Origin of the sequence: Paenibacillus sp. RRE4 (assembly GCF_031844205.1) — a bacterium.
GTDB lineage: Bacteria > Bacillota > Bacilli > Paenibacillales > Paenibacillaceae > Paenibacillus > Paenibacillus xylanexedens_B.
The window spans coordinates 1-25,182 of record NZ_JAUZUT010000014.1 but is presented as its reverse complement, the minus strand read 5'-3'; the positions used below and the strand labels follow the sequence as shown (position 1 = coordinate 25,182).

At 45.4% G+C, this 25,182-nt stretch carries 28 protein-coding genes and 1 riboswitch; of the genes, 3 read left to right on the top strand and 25 right to left on the bottom strand.

Annotated features, from left to right (window positions below):
- Positions 1-82: 82 nt before the first annotated feature.
- Positions 83-643 carry an aminoacyl-tRNA hydrolase gene (gene pth, locus Q9R46_RS26625; protein WP_145336384.1) on the bottom strand — a complete coding sequence of 187 codons (561 nt, stop codon included), beginning with the start codon at positions 641-643 and terminating at the stop codon, positions 83-85.
- A gap of 116 nt (positions 644-759) precedes the next feature.
- On the opposite strand from pth, the gene Q9R46_RS26620 reads away from it, so the two are divergent.
- Positions 760-960, top strand: coding sequence for a hypothetical protein (locus Q9R46_RS26620; RefSeq protein WP_090924609.1), 201 nt, complete (start codon positions 760-762; stop codon positions 958-960).
- A 104-nt stretch (positions 961-1,064) separates the two neighbouring features.
- Here Q9R46_RS26620 and Q9R46_RS26615 read toward each other — a convergent pair whose 3' ends face one another.
- The 13 genes from Q9R46_RS26615 to Q9R46_RS26555 all read right to left on the bottom strand — a co-directional run bounded on the left by Q9R46_RS26615 (position 1,065) and on the right by Q9R46_RS26555 (position 14,069).
- Positions 1,065-2,018, bottom strand: a complete 954-nt coding sequence (locus Q9R46_RS26615; protein WP_017691370.1) for a ribose-phosphate diphosphokinase — start codon at positions 2,016-2,018, stop codon at positions 1,065-1,067.
- A gap of 99 nt (positions 2,019-2,117) precedes the next feature.
- A complete protein-coding gene (glmU, locus tag Q9R46_RS26610; RefSeq protein ID WP_397386426.1) occupies positions 2,118-3,509 on the bottom strand; it encodes a bifunctional UDP-N-acetylglucosamine diphosphorylase/glucosamine-1-phosphate N-acetyltransferase GlmU in 1,392 nt (463 codons plus the stop codon).
- A 354-nt stretch (positions 3,510-3,863) separates the two neighbouring features.
- Positions 3,864-4,148: a septation regulator SpoVG gene (spoVG, locus tag Q9R46_RS26605; RefSeq protein WP_017691372.1), complete on the bottom strand. Its 285-nt coding sequence runs from the start codon at positions 4,146-4,148 to the stop codon at positions 3,864-3,866.
- Positions 4,149-4,336: 188 nt separating this feature from the next.
- Positions 4,337-5,164 (bottom strand): pur operon repressor, encoded by an 828-nt coding sequence (purR, locus tag Q9R46_RS26600; RefSeq protein WP_145336380.1) that lies wholly within the window; start codon positions 5,162-5,164, stop codon positions 4,337-4,339.
- 97 nt (positions 5,165-5,261) lie between these two features.
- The gene (ispE, locus tag Q9R46_RS26595) at positions 5,262-6,116 is read right to left on the bottom strand and encodes a 4-(cytidine 5'-diphospho)-2-C-methyl-D-erythritol kinase (protein ID WP_145336378.1); all 855 of its coding nucleotides are present in this window, start codon (positions 6,114-6,116) and stop codon (positions 5,262-5,264) included.
- A 148-nt stretch (positions 6,117-6,264) separates the two neighbouring features.
- Positions 6,265-6,441, bottom strand: a complete 177-nt coding sequence (locus Q9R46_RS26590) for a small, acid-soluble spore protein, alpha/beta type (RefSeq protein WP_090924606.1) — start codon at positions 6,439-6,441, stop codon at positions 6,265-6,267.
- A gap of 219 nt (positions 6,442-6,660) precedes the next feature.
- The gene (gene veg, locus Q9R46_RS26585; RefSeq protein ID WP_145336376.1) at positions 6,661-6,936 is read right to left on the bottom strand and encodes a biofilm formation stimulator Veg; all 276 of its coding nucleotides are present in this window, start codon (positions 6,934-6,936) and stop codon (positions 6,661-6,663) included.
- Positions 6,937-7,134: 198 nt separating this feature from the next.
- Positions 7,135-8,031: a sporulation peptidase YabG gene (yabG, locus tag Q9R46_RS26580; RefSeq protein WP_090924604.1), complete on the bottom strand. Its 897-nt coding sequence runs from the start codon at positions 8,029-8,031 to the stop codon at positions 7,135-7,137.
- 57 nt (positions 8,032-8,088) lie between these two features.
- Positions 8,089-8,991 (bottom strand): 16S rRNA (adenine(1518)-N(6)/adenine(1519)-N(6))-dimethyltransferase RsmA, encoded by a 903-nt coding sequence (rsmA, locus tag Q9R46_RS26575; RefSeq protein WP_397386425.1) that lies wholly within the window; start codon positions 8,989-8,991, stop codon positions 8,089-8,091.
- Between the two features lie 4 nt (positions 8,992-8,995).
- A complete protein-coding gene (gene rnmV / locus Q9R46_RS26570; RefSeq protein ID WP_311282405.1) occupies positions 8,996-9,541 on the bottom strand; it encodes a ribonuclease M5 in 546 nt (181 codons plus the stop codon).
- Positions 9,542-9,696: 155 nt separating this feature from the next.
- Positions 9,697-10,881 (bottom strand): resuscitation-promoting factor, encoded by a 1,185-nt coding sequence (locus Q9R46_RS26565; RefSeq protein WP_311282404.1) that lies wholly within the window; start codon positions 10,879-10,881, stop codon positions 9,697-9,699.
- Between the two features lie 269 nt (positions 10,882-11,150).
- Positions 11,151-11,404: riboswitch (cyclic di-AMP (ydaO/yuaA leader) on the bottom strand.
- A gap of 241 nt (positions 11,405-11,645) precedes the next feature.
- Positions 11,646-12,413: a TatD family hydrolase gene (locus Q9R46_RS26560; protein ID WP_311282402.1), complete on the bottom strand. Its 768-nt coding sequence runs from the start codon at positions 12,411-12,413 to the stop codon at positions 11,646-11,648.
- Positions 12,414-12,791: 378 nt separating this feature from the next.
- Positions 12,792-14,069, bottom strand: coding sequence for an HD domain-containing protein (locus Q9R46_RS26555; RefSeq protein ID WP_311282401.1), 1,278 nt, complete (start codon positions 14,067-14,069; stop codon positions 12,792-12,794).
- Between the two features lie 328 nt (positions 14,070-14,397).
- Between Q9R46_RS26555 and Q9R46_RS26550 the strand changes: the two genes are divergently transcribed.
- Positions 14,398-14,652 carry an AbrB/MazE/SpoVT family DNA-binding domain-containing protein gene (locus Q9R46_RS26550; protein WP_017691383.1) on the top strand — a complete coding sequence of 85 codons (255 nt, stop codon included), beginning with the start codon at positions 14,398-14,400 and terminating at the stop codon, positions 14,650-14,652.
- Positions 14,653-14,886: 234 nt separating this feature from the next.
- On the opposite strand, the gene rsmI is transcribed toward Q9R46_RS26550, so the two are convergent.
- The 10 genes from rsmI to Q9R46_RS26500 form a co-directional block, all read right to left on the bottom strand.
- Positions 14,887-15,771 carry a 16S rRNA (cytidine(1402)-2'-O)-methyltransferase gene (gene rsmI / locus Q9R46_RS26545; protein WP_311282400.1) on the bottom strand — a complete coding sequence of 295 codons (885 nt, stop codon included), beginning with the start codon at positions 15,769-15,771 and terminating at the stop codon, positions 14,887-14,889.
- Positions 15,772-16,551: a tRNA1(Val) (adenine(37)-N6)-methyltransferase gene (locus Q9R46_RS26540; protein WP_145336364.1), complete on the bottom strand. Its 780-nt coding sequence runs from the start codon at positions 16,549-16,551 to the stop codon at positions 15,772-15,774. It lies immediately after the preceding gene.
- A 75-nt stretch (positions 16,552-16,626) separates the two neighbouring features.
- Positions 16,627-16,995, bottom strand: coding sequence for an initiation-control protein YabA (locus Q9R46_RS26535; protein ID WP_090924596.1), 369 nt, complete (start codon positions 16,993-16,995; stop codon positions 16,627-16,629).
- A 28-nt stretch (positions 16,996-17,023) separates the two neighbouring features.
- Complete coding sequence (locus tag Q9R46_RS26530; RefSeq protein WP_090924595.1) at positions 17,024-17,824, bottom strand: PSP1 domain-containing protein; 801 nt, start codon at positions 17,822-17,824, stop codon at positions 17,024-17,026.
- A 114-nt stretch (positions 17,825-17,938) separates the two neighbouring features.
- Entirely contained in the window at positions 17,939-18,910 is a 972-nt protein-coding gene (gene holB, locus Q9R46_RS26525) for a DNA polymerase III subunit delta' (protein ID WP_090924594.1), read from the bottom strand.
- Between the two features lie 9 nt (positions 18,911-18,919).
- A complete protein-coding gene (locus tag Q9R46_RS26520) occupies positions 18,920-19,363 on the bottom strand; it encodes a YaaR family protein (RefSeq protein ID WP_090924593.1) in 444 nt (147 codons plus the stop codon).
- 359 nt (positions 19,364-19,722) lie between these two features.
- Complete coding sequence (locus Q9R46_RS26515; RefSeq protein ID WP_047914178.1) at positions 19,723-20,052, bottom strand: cyclic-di-AMP receptor; 330 nt, start codon at positions 20,050-20,052, stop codon at positions 19,723-19,725.
- Between the two features lie 62 nt (positions 20,053-20,114).
- Positions 20,115-20,762, bottom strand: a complete 648-nt coding sequence (gene tmk / locus Q9R46_RS26510) for a dTMP kinase (RefSeq protein ID WP_311282399.1) — start codon at positions 20,760-20,762, stop codon at positions 20,115-20,117.
- 476 nt (positions 20,763-21,238) lie between these two features.
- Complete coding sequence (locus Q9R46_RS26505) at positions 21,239-22,951, bottom strand: aminotransferase class I/II-fold pyridoxal phosphate-dependent enzyme (RefSeq protein WP_311282398.1); 1,713 nt, start codon at positions 22,949-22,951, stop codon at positions 21,239-21,241.
- A gap of 189 nt (positions 22,952-23,140) precedes the next feature.
- Positions 23,141-23,326, bottom strand: a complete 186-nt coding sequence (locus Q9R46_RS26500; protein WP_090924590.1) for a sigma factor G inhibitor Gin — start codon at positions 23,324-23,326, stop codon at positions 23,141-23,143.
- A gap of 413 nt (positions 23,327-23,739) precedes the next feature.
- On the opposite strand from Q9R46_RS26500, the gene Q9R46_RS26495 reads away from it, so the two are divergent.
- Positions 23,740-24,264, top strand: a complete 525-nt coding sequence (locus Q9R46_RS26495; RefSeq protein ID WP_145336358.1) for a hypothetical protein — start codon at positions 23,740-23,742, stop codon at positions 24,262-24,264.
- A 288-nt stretch (positions 24,265-24,552) separates the two neighbouring features.
- Here Q9R46_RS26495 and Q9R46_RS26490 read toward each other — a convergent pair whose 3' ends face one another.
- Positions 24,553-24,993: a hypothetical protein gene (locus tag Q9R46_RS26490; protein WP_311282397.1), complete on the bottom strand. Its 441-nt coding sequence runs from the start codon at positions 24,991-24,993 to the stop codon at positions 24,553-24,555.
- Positions 24,994-25,182: the final 189 nt, after the last annotated feature.

Below are 25,182 nucleotides of genomic sequence, written 5' to 3'. Positions count from 1 at the left end.
ACATCCAGTATGCCCAGGTTGTCCGAATCAAAGTCGTCACTTTAATTTTTTTCCAATGTAAATGCCATATTACTGGAATGCATCAGCCGTTGAATTTCGCCATCGTTTGCTCAAACGTATTCGTCAAACTATATTCCAGCGCATCACATGTTTGCTCAATCGTCTGCTCCAGCGCTTCTTTTTCTTTCTTCATGAACGTTGACAGTACGTAATCTACAATGGCATGTCCTGGATCAGGCCTTGATATACCCATACGAACCCGGTTAAACTGCTGTGTACCTGTGTGCTGAATAATGGACTTGATTCCATTATGTCCACCGGCACTGCCCTGATAACGCAATCGCACCTTGCCGATTTCTGTATCCATATCGTCGTATACGACGATTAGATCTTCCAGACTTACTTTATAAAAATCCATGTAAGCTCGTACCGATTCACCCGAAAGGTTCATATAGGTCATCGGTTTGATTAGCACCGTCTTGACGCCGCCAATGTTACCTTCTCCGATCAGTGCTTTACACTTGTTCTGTGTAATCGAAATGTTATGGCGATCTGCCAATCGATCCAGTGCCATAAAACCGATATTATGCCGGGTTTTGGCATAGTTTGAACCTGGATTTCCAAGTCCGACAATCCACTTCATCTTGTTCCCTCCTTCGAGCATCCATTAGGTGAAGCATGGACTTCGAATGTTATATTTCATATAATATCAGGAAAGTACGTATTGAACATTTATCCACCTAGGAAGGTGAGCGGGTTTTGCGCGAAGATAACGGACAACTGACTCAACATAGTGACTTTATTTATCATTTGGAACATCACGTGCCTGTGCAAGTGTACGACCGTGACACCCATATCGAGATTGGTGTGATTACCCGTTTCGATAGTCAATTTGTCGAAATTGCCGATACACTCTTTCACAGACGCCGTTTCCGTTTTATTTCCCGCCCGGGATATTAATGCGCCAGGCGGTTTTTTATCACATTAAAAACGGCACGCCGACAGGGGTTACATTTTCCGTTCAACCGGAAGACGTAACCCCTCTACTACTTTATGCAGACATCCTATTCAATTTCAAACAGCTTGCTGATTGACAATTCCTCATGAACCCGGATGATCGCTTCCCCAAGCAATGGTGCTACAGAAAGCACTTTTAGCTTGCTTGTTGGATTTGCATGTGTAATTGGAATTGTATCCGTTACGATGACTTCCTTCAGCGGCGCATTTTCCAAACGTTCCATCGCAGGGCCAGACAATACCGGGTGAGTACAGCATGCATATACTTCCTTCACGCCGCCTTCCATCAGAGCATTCGCTCCCAGTACAATTGTTCCGGCAGTATCAATGATATCATCTATCAGAATCGCTGTTTTGCCTTCGATATTACCGATAATATTCATAACTTCGCTGACGTTCGGCTCAGGACGACGTTTGTCGATAATCGCAAGTGGCGCATTCAGGAAATCAGCCAGTTTGCGCGCACGAACCACACCACCGTGGTCAGGCGACACCACAACCGGGTTTTCAATCTGTTTCGAGCGGAAATATTGAGCCAGAATCGGCACGCCCAGCAGATGATCGACCGGAATGTCGAAGAATCCCTGAATCTGCATCGCATGCAAATCCATTGCGATTACACGTGTTGCGCCTGCTTTTTCAATCAAGTTGGCAACCAGCTTGGCCGTAATCGGGTCACGTGAACGTGCTTTGCGATCTTGGCGTGCATAGCCGTAATACGGAATAACTACGTTGATTGTTTTGGCCGATGCACGTTTCAATGCATCAATCATGACCAGCATTTCCATCAGATTGTCATTAACCGGCAAGCAAGTTGACTGCACGATATATACGTGGCAACCACGAACACTCTCGGAGAGTTTCACTTGAATCTCGCCATCACTAAAGCTGGTTGTATGAGATTCACCCATAGGAATCCCGATATAATCAGCAATTTGATGAGCAAGCTTGGGGTTAGAATTGCAAGTAAATATTTTTAATTTCGAGTCAAAATAAGTCATAAAATAAAAACCCTCCGTGCTGGTTCATTGGAATCTATAAGCGTCTGCGACATGTCGGCACCTCCCGGATAACGGGAGGCAATTAGCTATCAAAACCCCTTATTCGGTTTTAGCGTTTTGTTTCTTGGCTTTCGCACGTCCGCGGATTTTTTCCGCGTAACCTGCTTTGTTTTCCTGACGTGGACGAGCAATCGCCAGATCATTCTCAGGAACGGATTGTGTCACGGTGGAACCTGCAACGACATAAGCGCCTTTTCCAACCGTAATCGGTGCAATCAAATTGACGTTGCTGCCTACAAAGGCATCATCCTCGATCTTGGTTACAGCCTTATTATATCCATCATAATTGACCGTTATTGCCCCGCATCCAACATTTACGTTCTTGCCTACCTGTGCATCCCCGATATAACTGAGATGTGACACTTTAGATCCTTCATCAATTGTAGCATTTTTCACTTCAACAAAGTCACCAATTTTTACGTTTCGACCTAACTTAGTGCCAGGACGCAGATTGGCAAAAGGACCTACGGTCGCATCAGGGCCAACTTCTGCCTTCGAAAGCACCGAATGTTTAATTGCGGCACCATCTTGTATGATGCTGTCTTCAATGTCTGCATGAGGACCGATATGACATGCCTCGCCAATCGAAGTAGTACCTTTAAGAACGGTTCCCGGATACAATACCGTATCTGATCCAATCGTAACATCTGCTCCGATATATGTCGATGACGGATCAATAATAGTTACACCGTTCAACATATGACGGACAGCCAGACGCTCGCGCATATAAGCTTCAGCCTGCGAAAGTGCAAGTCTGTCGTTTACTCCGATGGACTCCGCAATATCATCAGACATATAAGCCTCAACCACTTCACCTTCGCTCTTGAAAATGCCAACCACGTCTGTCAGATAATATTCACCTTGTGCGTTCTGGTTAGTCACCTTCTCCAGTGCGGCGAATAACTTCGCATTATCAAAGCAGTACGTGCCCGTATTAATTTCCTTTACGGCATCTTCCTGCGGTGTGCAATCCTTTTGTTCCACGATTCTCTGTACAGAACCATCTTCCCCGCGGATCACGCGTCCATATCCCTTTGGTATATCAAGCTCAGCTGTGAGAACTGTAGCAGCTGCGCCTCTTTCCTCATGAAGCTTCATCAGACCTTCCAACGTTTCGCTGGTAACGAGAGGCGTGTCGCCACAAACTACAATCGTTGACCCATGTTCATTGCCGAGCAGGGATTTCACCTGTTTTACAGCATGCCCTGTTCCGAGCTGTTCCGCTTGAAGTGCGTACTCCGCTCTGGAACCTAAAAATGACTGCACCGCTTCGGCCCCATGTCCGACAACAACTACGCTGCGTTCAACGCCTGCGCGAAGTGCTGCATCCAGCACATGTCCAACCATCGGTTTACCGCATACGGGATGCAGTACTTTGTACAATTTGGATTTCATTCGTTTGCCCTGCCCTGCGGCAAGAACAATTGCCATGCGTTTCAAAATTAACGACCTCCTGTTCTGAAAATCCCATTGAATACCTTACACATTCATCTCCAATGAGAATCATTCAGCCGGCTTCAAGCCGGTCTTGTTCATCGCCTGCTGTCTCTGTAATCACGCGTAACAACAGATTCACGATCATGCCATGACCTCATATGTTACGCCGTGTACCCGCGAGCTTAACTGAATCCCAACGATTCCTAAGATGCCGCTCTGCAACCGAACGCAGGACGCGCTCCGGTTCTCTTTTGAATAAACTCAATACTGAATATATCTTATTCCGGTCAAAAAGAAAAGAGAGCCATAAGACATGGCTCTCTTTTCCTTCGAACCCCAATAATGTTCTCAGGCACCTTCTTCAATGACTTCTTCCTCAGTAGCTGCACGATCGTACTCAGTTAATACTGCTGCCTGAATCTTCTCGCGCGTACCAGAAGAGATCGGGTGGGCGATATCACGGAACTCTCCGTCAGGAGTCCGCTTGCTCGGCATTGCAACAAACATTCCGTTGTTACCATCGATGACACGAATGTCATGAACGACGAATTCGTTATCGATGGTAATGGATGCGATAGCTTTCATTCTCCCTTCCGAGTTAACGCGGCGGAGTCTGACATCCGTAATTTGCATGTGTGTGTTCACCACCTTTTTCCATCAGAACTTGGTGTATAATTCCACACAGCCTATACGAACTCCTTCTTTTCACGACCATAAAAATATCCTAATTTCAGGAATTTTTTTATTTAATACACAATTCGACAACGTTAGTGCCAGGTCGATGGAAAAGAACCTTTCCCGACATGTAATTCGTCATTATTCTACAGGTTAAAATAGTTACCTGGCGAGACAGAAATGTGTCTGGTCTTGGCATCAACCGCTGTCAGCTTCGCGAGAGATACATAATCCGTCAGCAGACGTTCCTCTGAATCTACGGAACCGGATTCCACCAACACGCCAACTCCCGCCACCGTTGCATTGAACTCTGCGAGCAGATCAATCATGCCTTGAACGGTACCTCCGGCTTTCATGAAATCATCCACGATAAGTACACGGGAATGCTCTTTCATCGCCCGGCGAGATAGGGACATGGTATGCAGACTTTTGTGCGATCCCGATACATAATTAATACTTACGGCCGATCCTTCCGTAGCCTGATGGTCCCTGCGAACGAGTACAACAGGAAGGTTAAGCTGGGCTCCAGTCGCATAAGCTAGCGGGATGCCTTTGGTTTCCACCGTCATGACTACATCAATATTCATATCGCCAAAAGCCGTTGCAAAGATCTTACCCGCTTCATTCATCAGGGCCGGCTGTCCAAGAAGATCTGACATATACAGATACCCTCCCGGTAAAATCCGATCCGGCTGCGCAAGCTGCGTAGACAGCCGCTCAGCAAAAGCAAGAGCATGTTCTTCCGATACTTTCGGAATCCACTTCACTCCACCAGCAGCACCTGCCAGCGTATGCAGTTCTCCCGACCCACCTTCTTCGAACACTTCCTTGATAATAGCCAGGTCCTCACTGATGGACGATTTGGCAGCACCATAACGTTCGGCAAATGTGGTGAGCGGAATCACCGTATGTGGTCTGGATAATAAGTATTGCGTCATTTCAACCAGCCTTGCGCTTCGTTTTAACTTCTTCACAGAGATCCATCCTCACGATCACGGAAACATCCAAATCCGAATAATTATTTAAAAATATACCACCTTTATACGTGTTTGTACATTATAAATAGTAAACTTACGTTAACAACCTTACAGCGTAGACCTCTTTGCAGAACCCCCGAAGTCCGTTATAAATACGTGCCACTTTGGCTTCCTTGGACACAAGTCCGAATACCGTTGGTCCACTGCCAGACATCAATACTCCGTCTGCTCCAAGACGAATCATCGCATCCTTGAGATGCTGCACTTCCGGATACAGCTTGAGCGTAACATCCTCCAAGACATTGCCCATCTGATTGCAGACCTCTGTAAAGGATTGACTTCGAATGGCCTGTTCCATTCGGGATGCACTTGGATGCCGAACAATCTTGTCACTACGGAATCGTCCATATACATCTGCCGTAGACACATTGATTGGAGGTTTGGCTAAAATAACCCAGCATTGAGGGGGATTAGGAATTGGGGTTAACTTCTCCCCTCGCCCTGTTGCCAGTGCAGTGCCGCCTGTAATACAGAACGGAACATCCGAGCCCAGTTCTGCACCCAGCTCTTGCAACTCCTGATCCGGTATATTCAGCCGCCATAGACGGTTTAATCCACGCAACGTTGCTGCCGCATCACTACTACCTCCGGCAAGGCCAGCAGCTACAGGAATTTTTTTATCCAGATGAATGTGGACCCCTGTACGCACGTTGTAACGTTCCTTAATCAGTCTTGCCGCCTGAAATGCCAGATTCTTCTCATCCAGCGGAATATAACCCGCCTGGCTTGAGATGACAATCGTATCTCGAGGAAGTTCCGACATCTCCAGTCGATCAGCCAGATCAACCATCGTCATGATCATTTCAACTTCATGAAATCCATCACTTCTTTTATGTAGGACATCCAACATCAAATTAATTTTAGCAGGCGCTTTTTCGTAAATTTTCAAGACGTTCACCCGTCCTCACCTTTTCCCTAAGACAACTTAACATATTATATCAAAATGGGACTGTCAAGTCATTTGTATTCCACATCTATGGGGAAAAAGCGGGGTGATTCCTGAGAATTGCCCCGCTCTCCAATCTGGATGAACCTGATTATGATTTACGCGCTGCTTGCTCAGCCATTTGAATCGCTCGTTTCACCATGTTACCGGCATCCTTGGCCTTAATTCCGCCCCAACCTTCCTGCTGAACGGTATCATAGAAACCCAGATCCTTCGCTAGTTCATACTTCAGTTCTTCGGACATGACACTTCTTCTTCTCCGACTCATGAACCATCCTCCTCCAGATCTTATTCAAGACACAATGAGTCCTGCAATTCGAGGTTGTTCACCCCCAAGCCCCAAGTTCTGGTTTAACATCCCCGTCTTAATAGGGAGCTTTCCCATGACCTGTGACCTGTCCACATAGTATGCCGCCTGCATTCCGTAGTCATTCCTGCAATACAAAAAAACGATCCACCTATAGGTGAATCGCCCGTAAACCAATGCTTACGTCTCCATGTTGTAAGAGTTAGTCTCACTGCCCGGGTCAAAGACCATGACTTCCACAGACTCCGTAAGTATATCCGCATAGCTGTATGATACTCGCTTGAAGGTTTCTTGTTCCTCATCAAGCTTTACAATAAAAACAGAAGGGTACGTTTCTTCCAATACACCCGTACGCTCAATCGTCTTACGGCGGCCACCATTAGCCCGCAGCGTGATTTTCTGACCAATATGTGCATCGAGATTGCGTTTGATATCCAACAGCGTATTTTTAGCCATTGTGGACGTCCACCTCTTTTCTTGTCCATTATACTGTATTTTACAGTCATTGTCAAATCAAAGCTAAATATTATATCAGCACTAAAAAGTCGTTGTCAATGAATTTTTTCGCAAAATAAAAAAGCCCTTTTCAGGGCCTTTTTCGAATCGCAATCAGAACTTCACATGACTTCATTATTGTGTTGCCACATGAATAAATCATACTGCGGATGGATTCACTTTTAGCGTAGATAGATCATTAAGTCCCGGCAATCCTACCCGGTAACTTCCCTTCGTTTCCACACCGCCTACACCTTGGATGCCGCTAATCGTGTTATGCAGTATATCATTCATGTTCAAGGTATCACGAACAGATGTGAAAGAAGCCTTAGCAGCCACGTAGACCGGATCAAGTGCATGGATGAGAATTCGCCCAGGCGAACTAGCAAAGTTCGCACCCGCACGTAGCAATGCCTCAAAGTGGGACTGACATGCTCCAGCAATAATCGTAAGTGCATCCAAGTGGCGCTCGTATTGCCTTGCAACCTGAATAGCCGAGACAAAGTTTTGTGAATTTTTATAGCTCCCCAGACTGTAGAGGTCATAGGGCTGGCGTGTCTTTAACACACCGTCATGACCGGTAATCACAACGATATCCGGACGAACCTTGGGTAGCAGACGATATAACGTATCAGCCATCGCGGACTCATGTACATACTGCCCTTCTGCAGGAACACGAAGCTGTTCGTACAGGTTCATACTTTTCTTCAGATAATTCGGGTCGCCATCCAAATGTAGCACCTTACCGGGCATTTCAAAATAGGCGGGTTCTTGCTGTGCAGTCCATTCCTGCATCAGACCTTCCCGGTTACGCTCAGCCTGCTCCATGCGATTCTGCTGCAAGCGTGAGAGTGTCTGATGAGCCTTAATATGTGCCTGACGTGTCTTAGCGCTCTGTGGTTCATAAGGAACCTGTATCAAATCGTTCACCGGGGAGTCTGCCAAGAGCCGGAACTCGGTCCCTTTAATAACCGCAGCATCCGACTGGAGTCCTTCTACCCGGAAAGTCACATCGCCGCCGTATGACTTCCGAACGACCAAGTCTCCGATATTCATCACCATTATCACCTCTACCCCATCGTATGGGCAGAGACCCGGATTGGTTCATTGAAATTAAAGCTCGCCGCGAACCCCGGCCTCCCACATCACGGTGCTAAGGGTAGCGTATTCCTGCAAACTTAACGTTTCGCCGCGTCGAGAAGGCTGAATGCCTGCCTGTTCTAACAGGAGGTCTGCCTGTTCCCTGTTCTCCTTGGTGAAGAAACGAGCTTTGAGATTATTCGAGATTGTTTTTCTCCGCTGGGCAAAAGAAGCCTGTACCACCTCGAAATAGTGTGCTTCGTTCGGAACCTGTACTGGTGGGTGCTCACGCACCTTCAGCTTAATTACTGCAGACTCTACATTCGGCTGCGGGATAAATACCGTAGGCGGCACAACACAGACCAGTTCTGGCATACTGTAATACTGCACGGCGATGCTTAGGCTACCATAATCTTTGGAACCTGGTGCAGCCGCCATGCGCTCGGCTACTTCTTTCTGAATCATGACCACAATGCTATCCACTGGCAACTTTTCTTCCAAAAGCTTCATCATGATCGGGGTCGTTACATAATAGGGCAAGTTCGCTACTACACTTACCTTATCAACGGAGGCAAAGTCCGTGGCAAACAGTTCTGCCAGATCCAGCTTGAGTACATCTCCGTGATGAACCCGTACATTCGGATAAGGCCCCATTACCTCTCCGAGAATCGGGAGCAGACGCTGGTCAATCTCTACCGCCGTAACCGGACCTGCCACACGAGCCAGACGCTCTGTGAGCGCACCGATGCCCGGTCCGATCTCCAGCGCACCTTTGGATTCGTCAAGATCGGCAGCGCCGACGATTTTGTTCAATATATTTTGATCGATCAAGAAGTTCTGACCCAGACTTTTTTTGAAAGAGAATCCATGCTTTTGAATAATTTCTTTGGTACGTTTGGGTGTTGCTATTTCAATGGTTTGCTCCATATCCTTCATATGCTCACATTCCTTCACGTTCAATTTGCGCTAGTGCAACGGAGAACTCTTCTCTTGTAATCTGGAATACACTCAGCCGTTTATGGAACTGCTTGCCGTTACAATACCCGATACCAAGCAGGTTGCCCATCTCCATACGACGTGCGGCTGCTTGCGGGTGTATGATCAATCCTGCTTCAATGAGGTCCTCCCAATCGATTAGACTAGGTGCACCCTCATAAGATGTGTGTACGCGAGCAAGCGCATGACGAATCGCTTCCGGTGAAGCGTTCTCTACGCCGATATCTCCTTTACGCGTTGCATCTGCCTCGGGAATGAAAGCATGTTTGCAACCTGGAATCTTATTGGCAATAATTTTACGGATACGCTCTCCCGCATGATCCGGGTCCGTCAGGATAATGACGCCGCGTCTCTCCTGGGCAAGTGCAATTCGTTTCAGAATACGCTGATTAATGGCAGAGCCTCCGGTTTCAATCGTATCCGCTTCTACCGCCCGACGAATCGCTACCGTGTCGTCACGGCCCTCCACAACAATCACTTCTTTTATCATGTTCCTCTTCTTCCTTTCTAACGCAAAAAGAAGAGGAATATCCTCTTCTCTGCCAAACGGCGGAGGAGACTGAATTCAGACTCCCCCGCCGCATATTCCGCATGAATCATTCATGCAACTATTTTATAGCATTCCCATTTCAAAGTAAAACGATTTTAGTTTGCTTCCGGCTTAACTGGACCAATCACATAGACCGTTTTGCCTTTTTTACGTCCGAAATTCAGGGCATGCTTCACACTGTCATAATAAACGTCAATTTTGTTGCCTTTAATAGCGCCGCCTGTATCTTCCGCACGACGGAAGCCTAGGCCCTCAATGTATACCCACCAGCCGATTGGAATGACCTTGGGATCAACTGCAATAGTGCGCCCCTCCGTTACACGAGTACCGGAAGCTGTTTTTGTACCAATACCTGGCTCTTCAGAAGAGTAGGCTGTCATCGATACATTTTTCAAAACTTTAGAGTATTTAAAAGAATTCCCGGAGACCGTAATCACCTTGCTGCCCGAGGCAGATGTTTTCTTCGAGTTCGTTGTTACAGCTTTTTTGGCAGTTGAAGTTTTGGCAGATACCAATTGAACCTCAGGTTCCTTCACAACCGGTTTAGCCTTCGTACCTACCGCGATCACTTTATCTACACGATTGGAGGCGACCGTTTTACCTACCACTTTTTTGGAGACGAGTTCTCCATCTTGAAATACCTTTTCGATATGTTGCACGATTGTGCCTTCCTTGCCTTTCACTACAACACGGTTATCCCCTTGGAACAAACTCGGGTCTGCCGTTTTCACAACCTTGTAAGCAATCGGTTGTTTCACATCCACTGTATGCTTTGTTACACGCACTACACGAATCTTCATATCCGCTTTAATTGCGGTTCCGAGCGCTGGATACACTTTATCATGATTTGCCACTTCAATTCCTGATTGCTGAATTACACCCTGTACCGATGAATCGGTTGTATAAAGAGTCTTGGTGTCTCCGTCTGCCGTGATTTTAACTGGAACGGCCCGCTCAATAATGATTCGGTCTCCGTCGGTAATCGCCCCATTCATGGGCATGGATACCTTGTCGTGAGGGCTGACTGTGATTGACTGCTCCTCCAGCATTTCCTGAAGCATTCCTGTACGAGTCTCTACCACTTGAGCTTTGCCGTCAATAACCAGTGAAACCTGCTTCCCGGCCTGACCGTAAACGACTAACAAGATCATGATTGCAAGCGCAATTGAGAATATCGCGATCAATGCCATTTGACGCAAGTTCTCATGCTTCCACCGCAACGCGAAAGACTTACTGGATGATCGTGACTCATGGGTCTCTTCTGGTTGGAATATGCCCACTTCTCCGTCCTCCTTCATAGCCTCGCCGTCTAAAGTAATGCATGATGTCTTTGACGCGACTATAACAATTTTTCTACAGAACGCAGATCAGAGATAATGATCGGTTCTGCACCATGAACCCCTCTTCGCAACATGATGTCATCCTCCTGAATATCTACCGTATGATGACAATATTTCTTTTATTCAAAACAAAAAAAGCCAAAGAAAGAGTGTAAGAGACCCTTTCGTGGCTTCCGAATGATTTTGAATATCGGAAATTCATGCACGAGGTTGCCTCTCTTTTTCCGCTTGCGAGGTTAGCTGTCGGGTTCGGGCGAAAGAGAGCCGCCCTATCTTAGGTCACCCGCTCATGGCGGACGCCCTTGAATTCACCCCGAGACCCAAAGAAGAAATCAAATACGGCTTCGCAGAACATTCCGCTGCTTTTGGGTCAGCGAACGATGCGCATCGGCTAGAATCACCGATGTTTAAGCCCTATTGGTTCCCCCGCTCTCCGTTAACGGAGACTCAGCGAGATTGATTCATGAAAGTAATGTTGTCTCATCGGAAAGTGTCCCTTTGTTCATCCCCCGAACATCTGTCCAATTTTCCGCGCAACAATTCACTGAAAAGATGATATCCTGTTTTGATGCATGTTGTAAAGCGTGGATCAAGTACGTTTTTCTAAATATTTGGTTAAAATATTGTAATATTCTGCAATTATTCGAAGCAAAGAGCAAATTAACTCTCTGTATCTCCCTTTTTCACCCGATTTACTCGTTTTCTTATTGAATCCCAAATCGTTCCATGGCATTTTTGGTGGTAATTGAAGCAATTTCCTCTACCGAAATGCCTTTAATTTCCGCAGCTGCTTCAGCAACCAGACGTACATGTGCTGTCTCATTTCGTTTTCCACGATAAGGATGAGGTGTCAGATACGGGGAGTCCGTTTCTAAGAAAAATCGATCCATCGGAACCTTGGCGAGCACTTCTTTCGGTTGCTTGGCATTTTTGAACGTGATCGGTCCTCCAAAGGACAGATGGAAGCCTAAATCCAGACACATTTTCGCCGTTTCCCAGCTACCGGAGAATGAATGCATCACACCTCCAACCTCACCAGCCTTCTCCTCACGTAAAATACGCACAATATCCTCATGAGCATCCCGATTATGGATGACAATGGGCATACTCAATTCACGTGCCAATGCAATTTGTTGTCGTAATACGCGGTGCTGTACCTCCTTAGGAGAAGTGTCCCAATGATAGTCTAGACCGATTTCGCCAATTGCTACCACTTTCTCATGTTTGCACAATGATGCAATCCATTCGAGATCACCCTCTTGCATCGTAATTGCATCCACCGGGTGCCAGCCTACAGCTGCGTGGATAAAATCATACGTTTCGGCCAGTTTCATCGTTGTTGGAATCGTCTCCCGATTAAAGCCAATATTAATCATGCGAGTCACTCCCGCCTGAACGGCCCGCTGAATCATGTCCTCTCGGTCTTCGTCGAATTGTGGTGCATCCAGATGAGTATGTGTGTCGAATAACATGCTTTCTCGTTCTCCCTTCATGTCGAAAGTCAAATGCCGAAGATTTGTTCATGGGAACTCCTCTTATTCTTGTACAAGAATTCTTTGCGTTTGAATTTCAAATTTATTTTTTTGCATCATTAAATGATTGGGACAAGCATCAATTTCAGTATTTTCAGTTTTAGCACTCAAGCTACTATATATAGAAGAAAAATAAAAAGTCAAATCAAAATCTGGCAAGGAAAGGCGTTAGAAACTGTATAATTACTCACTCGAATTACAAAATTATGTCGATCTACACATCCTCCCCATTAAAGCAGATTAATGTATCATGTAAAATAGCTCTCTTGGAAAGTCTTTTGATATCAAAATGTTTCATCCTGTTGCATCGACTCAAGCTTACAGAAAATAGGGGCGTATATGGGACGGTAATTCATGAAGGATGGCATCCACCTTGTTTTGCGGATAGTACAGATGATGTTTGCCCAGATGAAGTCCACTGATGGAACGAACAATGTCAGAAACCTCTGACAGCTCATGCAACTTGTCCTGCCGATCGAGCAGAAGAATTTGCTTATCTGTGGATTGATCTGGACGAAACACATCATACGGATTATCCGTCGGAAAATCAATTTCAAGATCATACTCGGGATTCAATCCTGCTTGTACAAAAGCTTCCCGAATCTCTTCAATGATGTCCAAGTCGATCTGTTCAAGTTCCACATATTTATATAACCTGCGATCCATAAAACGTTCGCACAACTCACTTAGAACAGAATCGTCCTCCTTACGCCACTGCATAAAAGCTGTTTGAATTAGCGATTCGTCAAGCTGCAGATATTCATTAACTGAAACTTCTCCATCAAACAGTTTGGGCAGTGGCTCTACCATGAAACGGAACGGAAAACCCTGCTTTACAAGTTCTTTAGCCCGCTTAAAGATTTGTCGCAATATAATCTCGGAGCTACGCGTCACAGGATGGAAGTAAATCTGCCAGTACATCTGGTATCGTGACATCAGGTAGTCTTCCACAGCATGCATACCAGACTCTTTGACTACGATTCGTCCATGAAATGGACGTAGCATGCGCAGAATACGGTCCAAGTCGATCGTGCCATAATTTACTCCTGTAAAGTAGGCATCCCTGAGCAAGTAATCCATTCGGTCCGCATCAAGCGGACTGGTTACCAGGTTCACGACAATCGGTTTATCATACGTCTTCTGGATAACGGAAGCCACTTTTTCATCAAAATCAGGAGCATACCGTCTTAGAATCGCCCCTACTTCGGTATCACCCTTGATAATGCGGCATGTCCAATCCTCATGATTCATGTCAAAAGCCTCTTCAATGGAATGAGAGAATGGTCCATGTCCGAGATCATGAAGTAAGGCGGCGCACAACGTCACCAGCTTTTCTTCCTTGGGCCAGTCCGAATAGTGGCTTCGTTCAAACTGAGAGATGATTTTTCGGGTAATTTCGTATACACCTAACGAATGGGAGAACCGACTGTGCTCTGCCCCGTGGAAAGTAAGATAAGATGTCCCTAATTGACGAATGCGGCGTAGCCTCTGAAATTCAGGTGTATTGATCAATTGCCATATAATCGGTTCTTGCACATGAATATAATTATGTACCGGATCTTTAAATACTTTTTCTTCCGTCAGACGATGTTCCATTTCGATTCACTCCTTTGAAATTGTTCTCTTGCCATAAAGAATAGCGCGTCCAGCTTCAATTTTCACCAACAATTCGACATATAGTGACGAATTTTGTCGAATAAAGCACTTTTGTCGTTTTCCAAATCGACAAAGCTGACATGGATGTTTAAATACGAAAAATTGCTTTCAATCCCTTACCACCAGCAAACTTAAGAAAAATACCCTTTATTTTAAGCTAATTTTAAGGTTGACTGTTTTGGGAATCGTTGGTATGATGGGTATCATAAAACATAAAATAATGTCGAATAATGACAATGATAGTTAGCTGAGAGGAGCACTGATTATAATGATGAAATCAACAGGTATTGTAAGAAAAGTGGATGAACTGGGACGGGTAGTTATTCCAATCGAATTGCGTCGTACGCTCGGTATTGGCGAAAAAGATGCTTTGGAAATCTACGTTGATGGTGAGCGCATCATGCTCAAAAAATACGAGCCAGCTTGTATCTTCTGTGGTAACGCTGAGAACGTAACTTACTTCAAAGGTAAAATCGTTTGTAACGAATGTATTTCTGAAATCCCTGCACCTGTAGCAAAATAAGAAAAACAAGTATACTGGAATTATTCCAATCGTTAATTCTAACCTTTTTATACTTCCTTATCGCCTTCCTGGTGTGATATCACCTTGGAAGGTTTTTTTCTAACCTTAAGAGCAGACACATATCTTTCACATTTTGGTGTGCTGCTCTTTTTACATTTTAAGGTTATATTAAGCTTGTTTTTAATCTCTCTTTAAGGTAATTACAACTAATTTTGGTATTTTTAAAATTTTAGACTACCCAATCAACGCATTATATACGTCCCGTTTTGCCAAACCTCGATCAGCTGCTGTTTTTTTCATCGCATCTTTACGGCTGTTTCCTTCATTTTCATAGTGCTCCACATGTTCTTCCAGCGACAAAACCTGCCACCAAGCCTCCCGTTCGGCCTTACGTTCCTCTTCCCTGATCCCTTCAACCAACAAACAATATTCACCTAGAGGCGGGTGCTCTTCGAGCCATTCTATACATTCCTTCAGGCTACCTCTAACAAATTCCTCATGCCGCTTGGTCAACTCACGAGCCAATACAATGGAACGTTCACCCAATATTTCCTCTAGATACATTAACGTTTTGCGAATCCGGTGAGGAGACTCATAGAATAGCAACGTACCATTCGACTCATCGAAGGCTTCCAGTACCTTACGCATGTCCTTTTTCTCTCGTGGCAAAAAACCACCGAAGGTAAACCTTTCCGTTGGTAATCCGGATACGATCAGAGCAGATAATGCTGCATTCGGACCAGGAATCGGTATGACCGTAATTCCGGCTTCAATCGCGAGCTTTACCAGATCAGAACCTGGGTCAGAAATAGCCGGTAATCCGGCATCACTGACCAGTGCCAAATTTTTTCCTTCTATTATATAGCGGATCAGTTCAGGGCCACTTGCTCCCTTATTGTGCTCATGATAGCTAAACAGCATCGAAGGTGTAATCTCAAAATGAGTGAGCAACTTACGCGTCTGACGAGTATCTTCAGCGGCAATAATCTCGCAGGCCTGTAATGTCTTGATGGCCCGGAAGGTCATATCCTCCAAGTTTCCAATCGGTGTCCCAACCAAATATAATTTACCTGTATATTCGGACTGCTCATTAAAGCTTTTCTGGACTTGTAAAGACATCTAGTTTCCTCCTTCCTTGGAGCGTTCAACATCCTGCTGACCATAGTAGATCTCCATTATTTCATCACAATAGCTTCCCTGTTCATTGTAAACAATAAGTGGCGGCAACATGCGTACCTCTGGCTTGCCATCTTTCATCGCTTCAATTAACACCATGTTCGCCTCCAGATGAGCACGCGGATGCACCATACGAATACGTTTGGGTTCCAGCTTGTATTCGCGCATCAATGATATGATCTCACCGAGACGTTGCGGTCTATGAACCATGGATACTTTTCCACCATTGCGCACAAGACGATTGCATGCTTGAATGACTTCCTCAAGGGTACATCCGATTTCATGACGTGCCATCGCCTGATGGGTATTCATCTTGAGGTCACTTCCATTCAGCGGCATGTATGGGGGATTCACTGTAATGGCATCATATACTGCATGTCCTGTTTCTTTAACCAATTCTCGCAAATCTCCCTCACGAATATGGATGGACTCACCCAATTCATTCAGCTGCACACTCCGGCGTGCCATATCAGCAAGTCGTGGCTGAATCTCAATGCCTTCCAGACTTGCCTGCGTACGTGTTGTCAGTAAAATAGGAACAACCCCATTTCCTGTGCACAAGTCCAGAACACGCCCACGTTTCGGAACAGAAGCAAATCGGGCCAGCAATACAGCATCCATAGAAAAACTGAACACCTCATCACTTTGAATTATTCGCAAATTATGAGAGAGCAGATCATCAATCCGCTCTGAATCCTGTAAAAATACTTCTTGGTCTGTCATAAGGTACTCTCATCCTCCGGTACGTTAAACGTTTATAACCTTGAAAAAAAACCGTAGGGAATCCCTACGGTCACTTCATTTATTCAAAAAAGACAGGCAGAACAGACAATCGCCTTCCGTCCGCAAGTGTCCGTAATAGACGTTGCAGATATGGAATCCTTCATGATACAGCCGAGCCAGGTTATCATAACCTTCGCCAACTACATCTTCACCTGGAGCTGGACCTGCAGGTCTTGCGACAGGAGCAAGAGCAGACGAGATCGGCAGATCTGCTGGCGCTTCACGCTTAAGCAGTTTGCGTAACTGCTCATTTTCGATGGTAAGCCGCTGATTATCTTCCAGCAACTCTTTCACAATCATTTTTAATTCTGCTAAATCACCGTGCAACTGACCCATTTGGGTTTCCATTTCATGAATGTGCGTAAACAGATTTTTCTTTTCCAAGTTTCCACCCCGAAGCAACCTTTATGGTTTACTTGATAACGACGTCATCCAGCGGAAGTTCTTTGACTTTACTGATGTCGAACAGTTGAACATGCACCGTGCGGTTACCGGCATTAATCCCGACAACTTTGCCTTCACCCATTGAGGTGACGACCAGTTTGCCTACAGCTGGCAACTCTTCTCTCACGCTCTCGTAATTATCATGCTCAAATTTCAGACAGCACATAAGTCTTCCGCACAACCCTGAAATTTTCGTCGGATTCAGTGACAGGCTCTGATCTTTAGCCATCTTGATCGACACAGGCTCAAAATCTCCCAGCCAAGAGGAACAACACAACACACGGCCGCAAGGCCCTATTCCACCAAGCATTTTTGCTTCATCGCGAACACCAATCTGTCTCAGTTCGATTCGTGTACGGAAGATGCTTGCCAGGTCTTTGACCAGCTCGCGGAAATCGACTCTGCCCTCTGCTGTAAAATAAAAAATAATTTTATTGCGATCAAACGTGAATTCTACATCGACCAGCTTCATTTTGAGGCCATGGTCTCTGATTTTATTTAAACAAGTGCCGAATGCTTCTTTGGCTGCACGCTTGTTCTCATCCACCACACGGGCATCTGTATCGCCTGCAACGCGGATAACCTTTTTGAGCGGCAAAACCACATCAGCCTCGCCCACTTCCTTCTTGCCCACGACAACCTTACCATACTCAACCCCTCGTGCCGTTTCCACGATCACGCAGTTTTCTTTCTCAATGGGAAGGTCCAGGGGATCGAAGTAATAAATTTTGCCCGCCTTTTTGAAACGGACACCCACTACACTGTACAAAAAATTAACCCCCTTGTAAGCCAACCCCACTTCGTCTGAAGCCCTGACTTCTTAGGGAACCCGCCGAAGTTATAACCGTTTGCATAGGATTGGAACTCACGCGATCCTCCACTCTTATGCCAAACCGATCAAAAATTGCTCCAGACAAAGCTGGCCATTGACATTAAAACGCAATTTTTTTCTGCATGCCGCGGCCAAATCCATATAGGAGACCCACTGCTCTGTGCTACGGGTATGTGCCAACTGAGACAGCATGTCTAACTGATCTATAAAAACGATATGTTCATGCCTACCATACTGAACATACAGCATGTCCCTGAACCACAAATGGAACAAACTAAGCAGCATGTCCAGGTGTTCCGAGAGTCCTGTTTTGAAAAGCTTCTGCTGTGCCGAGATCAAAGATGTACTTCCTCTGCCCAGGGACTCCTTCCCTAATTGTAACATTACGTTTCTAATTTCTGCAAACCAATTCTGCTGGAGAATTTCTCTACATGCTTCCAATCCTGACGCTAAATGGACGGCAGACCGTGCAAGATTCGCAGGATAACCTTCCTCAATCAACGATTGAAGCATTTCCTCCGGATTCAGTGCACTGAACGGAACCATCTGAGAACGTGAGCGAATGGTAGGCAACATGGCTTGTCCATTATCCGTAATCAGAATTCCTACTGCTGGAACTTGAGGTTCCTCCAGAAACTTCAACAAGCTGTTTGCCGCTTGAACCGTCATTTTCTCAGCTTGCTCTATAATATATACTTTGGGATGCCCCGCCTCTGAACGGTAAGAGAAAATGCGTTGCAAATCCCGAATCTGATCTATTTTAATGTTATTTCCATCCGGCGCAAGCATCGTCAGGTCTGGATGGTTTCCGTGTTCTACTTTGCGGCATTCAAGACATTGCCCACAAGCATCATCCTCAAGCTCTGTGCAGAAGATTGCCTTGGCGAACGCCATTGCTGTCTGTAACTGCCCACTTCCAGATGGACCGCTAAACAAATATGCATGACTGATGGCCTGACGTCTCAAACTGCTCTGCAACAACTGCTTGGCTGCCTGCTGGCCCATAATCTGTTGAAAAGACATACTTCCTCCTCAGAAGCTTAAATTAATAAGCATTCCCCGAATTTCTCCTACTTGTTGCAAAAGAGAGATTTTCCCCTCTTCTGTATCCAGTAATTCATCTGCCATGGATAATAGAGCCGAGTCAATCTCATCAATAAGCTTATATCGTTTGCCCCTGCCCCGGCGATCCCAACCCCTTGTCTCTTTCATTGATACACCGCGGCGGACCGTCTCTTCCAGAAATCTTTTGACAAGCTGTTTATATGCTTTCAGTTCACGAATCGTCATGGATCGAGCCAAACGATCACCCTGAAGCTGGATTTCGCTTAATCGGCGGTTGAGCTCTGCTTGGGAAGCACGTTCTCCCTGGTGATTCATCATATCAGAGAAGTTTTTGGATTGAACCGGCTTTGAGCCTGAATCATTCGTATTGATTCCAGTCTGTAGCGGTCTGAATCCAGGATTGATTTTCATGGACACGCCTGCTTTCTATCATCGTTAGGCCAATCGCACATCAGCACAGAGCGCATTGCGCCTGTGCGTAAGATGGACCTTATGGGTTGTTGAGATACACTGTATATATAATGGTAGAAAGATGGTCTCTTATCTACGATTGTATTCTAAGTCGCCTCTCCCAAAAGAAACATATTACTGTGGAATCAAGTCTCCTTTGGGAGAGAGTGTGCCGGTTCTTGTCATCAAGAAGGGCGCTCCATAAGTGGCACGTATGCATACCGGATACGTCCTTTTACATCCTTCGTTATCATCATGCAAGATGCAGTCATGCTATCGATAAATGAAAAACACTCATGGAGTTCATCTGTGCAAACGGATTAGAAATGCTCGAAACGATCTACTGGAAGAACAAATACGGTTGCTCCACCGACTTGGACCTCAACAGGTAGCGGCAGGTAAGAGTCGGTCGTTCCGCTCATCGGTGTAACCGGAGTTACGAGCTGTTCACGAACCTTACAGCTGCTGCGAATGACATTCATAACGGATTCGACTTGACTATCATCGACACCGATCATAAACGTCGTGTTGCCTGCCTTCAAAAATCCACCGGTACTGGCAAGCTTCGTTGCCCGAAAATTCGCTTTGACCAATGCGCTGGATAATCGGTTGCTGTCTTTATCCTGTATAATCGCAACAATCAGTTTCATCCTGCATAACCTCCTTTAGAATAAGCACTTCTAACAAAATGCCCTGTCTATATATTAGACAATTACTCGTCAAAATCCTTCAAAATCCCGGCTTCTAGCGACAAAATCATCGCTTTCTCTACCTCATCCGGAGTCTGTGAAGCATCGATAACTTGGATACGCTCCGGAAACTGTTTCTGAAGCAAGAAGTACGCTTCACGTACTTTGCGATGGAACTCCAGGTTCTCCAGATCAAGACGATTGACTTCACGACCATCATGAGCCTCGATTCGACCAAGCCCCTGTTCTGGCTCAATGTCCAGATACAGTGTCATGTCAGGCATCAGATCTCCAATCGCAAAACGATTGATTGCCCACACATTCTCAATTCCAAGGCCTCGAGCATACCCTTGATAGGCCAGACTGCTGTCTACAAACCGATCGCAAATCACGGTTTTGCCAGCTTGCAGTGCAGGCTCTACCTTCTCCGCCAGATGTTGACTACGGGCGGCAGCATAGAGCAGTGCTTCGGTTCGTGCATCCATCGCCGTATGAAGAGGGTCCAGGATGATGTTACGTATTTTCTCTGCAATCTCAATCCCGCCAGGCTCTCTTGTGACTACGTAAGGTATACCCCGTTTTTCAAAATAAGAACCGATTCTGCCGATCATCGTCGTTTTCCCTGAACCCTCTCCTCCTTCCAGCGTAATGAATTTACCTCTGCCCTGCATATGCTTCCCTGCTTTCTGTATTCATTGCTGTATTCATTCATGGCTATTATGCATGTGCCTAGACCCTCTTGCTTCAAGATATGATTTCCTTCGCCCAGAGGTGTATTGTTCAACAACTGCATTTAATAACACAAAAATAAACCAAGCTAGTTTTTCTTTCTATCATACTATAAGGTGGCTTTTCCTCCAACATGAAACGTTAGTCCTTTTTCAACCATACGATATCGTCATCGAAAGTGGAATCAACATTAAACAGTACTTTTGATCCTGTAATTACTTGATTCTACTCCTGAGCCAACATAACATGAACAAGGGATAAACGTGACAATGTTACTGTCGCATATCATTTTGGTTGTTTCCTTATCACATATAAATTCTTCGAACTGTTGATATGCACAGGCAAGATTTTTGGGATGGCTAACCACCCTTGTCATGAAGCATTGAACTGCTTTTCGAGAGCTGCAAAAGTACTTTTCCTATGACTCAGGTTTCATGACTTTTAATTTTTGATACGTATGATCCGATATCCCCTGAAACTTGGCCCCTACTTCGCGTAGAACTCGAATTCGCTCAGTAACCTTTGGACTTATTCGCTCGCCGGGATACACCAGTGGAATACCTGGAGGATATGGAATAACCATCTCCGCCGACCGATATCCTGCGCAGTCTTCAATTGAAACTCCGATCATACCCTTCTCTAAGATTGGTTGCAGGGAAAAGGCCACTGGCTCAGATAAGCGTTCATGTTCTTCTATATTGTTCCACGTGGAAACATAGTTTGGAGGGTCAATTTGAGTTTGAGAATCCGTCCTCACAGACACTGTGGATTCCAGTGAATGCTCCAGCTTGTAGGCAACGTTAATATGCCGTAAAGCCTGTAACACATGCTCCGCATCCTGTAATGTGGAGCCAAGACTGAAGAGCAGGACGACGTACCGTTCGTCGCTCATCTCTGGCACGCAGCCGCAAGCTTCCAGCTGTTGCTGCAGCCCATAACCGCTCAGTACCCCTGTGTCGTCATATATGACGACCTTGAATGGGTCCTGAGCGGTATACCCTTGGCGGCCAGGCATCGCCGCCGGATTTTCATGGCCGTAGGCCGGCTCCTGTTGCAGCGAATCCAAAGGCTGCAACAATTGGAAGCGCGGTAGCTCCGCGAGACCGCGCTTGAATGCTTTCACGGCGGCAAGTCCTGCCGTGAAGGCATCGGCGCCGTGTACATGCAGTAGCCGGCGCGATAGATCAAGCGAAGCCATCACCGGGTAGGATGGGCTTGAGCTTTGCACCATGGCCAGACGTTGCCGAAGCAGGGACCGGTTCAATCGCGGTCCCTGAATGTGCAACATGGCTCCCATGGTGAATGCGGCCAGCATCTTATGCGTCGACTGCACTACACCGTCCGCTCCGCAGGACAGTGCAGATACAGGCAGCTCCGGATGCTGCCCATAATGCGCGCCATGCGCTTCATCCACGAGTAGTGGCATGCCGGCCTCGTGGCAAATCTTAGCAATGGGCGTCAGATCCGCGCCCATGCCATAATAATTGGGCAACGTGACAAATACACCCTTTGACTCAGGATACCTCTGGACAGCAGCCTGAACCGTCTCAATGGACGGCATGACAGCAAGTCCAGATTCAGGGTCGACCCACGGCTCCAGAAATACTGCCCTTGCGCCAGCTAACATCAACCCGTGAATAACCGATTTATGTACATTACGCTGCACCAGCACGATACTTCCTGGCTCATCACAGATCGTTAGTAATAAAGACAGGTTGCCTGCTGTACTTCCTCCAACTAGAAAGAAACTTTCCTCCGCGCCGAAACAATCCGCCGCCAAGTCCTGTGCTTCCTTGATCACTCCCTCAGGGTGGTGGAGATCATCCGTACCCGTAATCTCTGTAACATCCATCTCCATCATGTCTAGATAAGCACGTACGGGTACAACATGGTTGAATGGAGCTGTTCCCTTCAAGTCATAATCTGTTACAACAGAATTCCGCTCTCCCCCTATACCTTTTTGCAGATCATCTCCCGCTCCCTCAAACGATTGCATCCATTGATAATAGACCTGTCCATTTTTATGTCCCGGCACATGAAATGAACGCTGCTTCGAATTACGATATGCGAGCAACGCTTCATATAAAGGAGCCCTATTTTTTCCTACGCTTGATGTATTATGTTCATTCATAAGATATCCATCCTGTAACTGTTATTTTCGTAAAACATGCATCTCTACTCTTTATTTCAGCATACGCTTTCTGCATATGTCAGACAAGGGAATCCCTTCTCCAACAAAAAAAGGCCTCGTGGGCCCATATATAATCATTAATATTAATCATGTGCATTTCTAACTTCATCGTGAAGGATATAACGTTATTTATGCGTTCTTTTGCACCCAAATCTGTTTCATCTGATGAATAAAAAAGTTATACTTCGCATCCTGCGCATCGGTGTGAACCATCTCTGCTTCACAAGCATCACATATGAATTCAGATACAATAAAAATGCCTTCCCTCTTCCGTTGCTCGCAAATGATACATGTGTGTTCGGCATGTTCTTCCATGAACCATCCCACCTTGTTTTACGTTTACTATCAGTATTGCACAGTTTCTATTATTTTAAACATTTTCATAGTGCTTTCTTTCTATAAAATATATATATTCGCCTTTCCCTTAATAGGTGTCTGTACAGAAAATATACAATCCAGTGTTCCGAGTCACTTTTATTCTTGGAACTGCAACCTCGCTCTTTTTCATGAAACAACACATGATTTCCCCATGCAAGTTCATGCTGATGCAAACTACGATATAATAACCTTAAAAAAACTTGGAATTTCAGCCGATATATAAGATATGATAACGATAACAAAGTCGGGTAAGCCACATTGATTATTTTATAGCCATCTCTATCTCTCTATACATATGTATACACCACTCTATCACGTACTCGTAAATTTGAAGGAGGATTTTAAATCGTATGATCGCCGAACCGGAGAATAAGGCAACCTTTTATCAGTATCGCCTTCTGAAAAAAAAAGCTATCGCTCGTAGCGTCATATACAGCTACCTGTGTCTGCCCGTTATCATGCTCTTCTTTAATCTGCTTGCCTTCTCCTGGAACGGCCTCTTCTTTTTTCTACTGGCAGGACCGATTACCGTCTGGATCCATTATGTCATTGCCAGGACTATATTGTTACTCGTTCGTACCTCGTATGCCAAGCGTTGGCACTGGAACCTGCGTATGCCTTGGTTTGGCTACATACCAGATCAGCACTTTAGTTACCGTATGTTTGTCCGAGTTCATCTGAATATGAGCTGGATTGGATTGTGCATCATTACCGTGTGCCTGTTATGGTCTCCAGTCTCCTTCACACTTTCCCTTATATTCTGGCATCTGTGGTTGCTTGGACCACGCCTGTACGTAATACTCATTCTATCGCGTGAACGTAAAGACGGTCTTGTTAAATTAAATCATCAAGATATCTCTTATTACTTGCAGTAAAATCGTTCTATTCGCCATCCTTCTTCAAAAAGGTTATCCACTGTGGATAACCTTTTTTTGCTTCCTTCTCTTTTATCCACAACAATAGGCGTATTCCCCCTTCTCCATTCTGAATGATTATTTAGCTTTGCTAACCCACTCTAGCCTTCAATGTGATTTATATCTAAATGAGTCCATATACTGGGATCTTCAACTTGTAGTAATACAAAAAAGCCCTCATCGCTAATGATGAGGACCTCACTTTATAAGAACATCACAATGTTAACTCGTACGCTTTCATACAATCCGTTAGTTCTCTTCTTCCAGTGACTTTACTGTCGTCTGAGTCGTTTCATTTCTGGGAACCATTAACGTAAACGAACCATCATGCACAGCCAACTGTACAATATGGCCATCCTTTGAGAAAACATGTACGTTACTTGATGCATTCGATGAACGCTTTGCTTGCCTTTCTGTCCAACCCCAACTTTTAATCTCGTTAAGATATACCTCAGGCAAACTCGTGCTTTCACTGATTCCAGACAACGTATATCGAACATAATCCATATCCGAATTGTTTTCGGACTGGTCAGATTTATTCGCTACTTTGGGTACAGGGAAACTCTTTTCGTTAACTGCACCTTCATATGAGATCCATACAGATCCTGAAGCTTCACCGCATCCTGTAAGAACAATTGCCAGACAAAGCAACAGAAGTGAGTGGAGTCCTACTCTCCGCCAACTTAACACACACACCCTCCTTTTCACAGCTGCACAATCCAGCTCTTCGGTCAGGTACTTTTAGCATATTTAACATAGTCCTATTATACTGGTTTTATCCTTGCCATCCGTAACAAAAATGTTACCTTCCCATAACGAAGCTGTCAGAGCTTTACGCTTTGTTAGGGGCAGTCTTTTATATTCATATAAATGAACAAA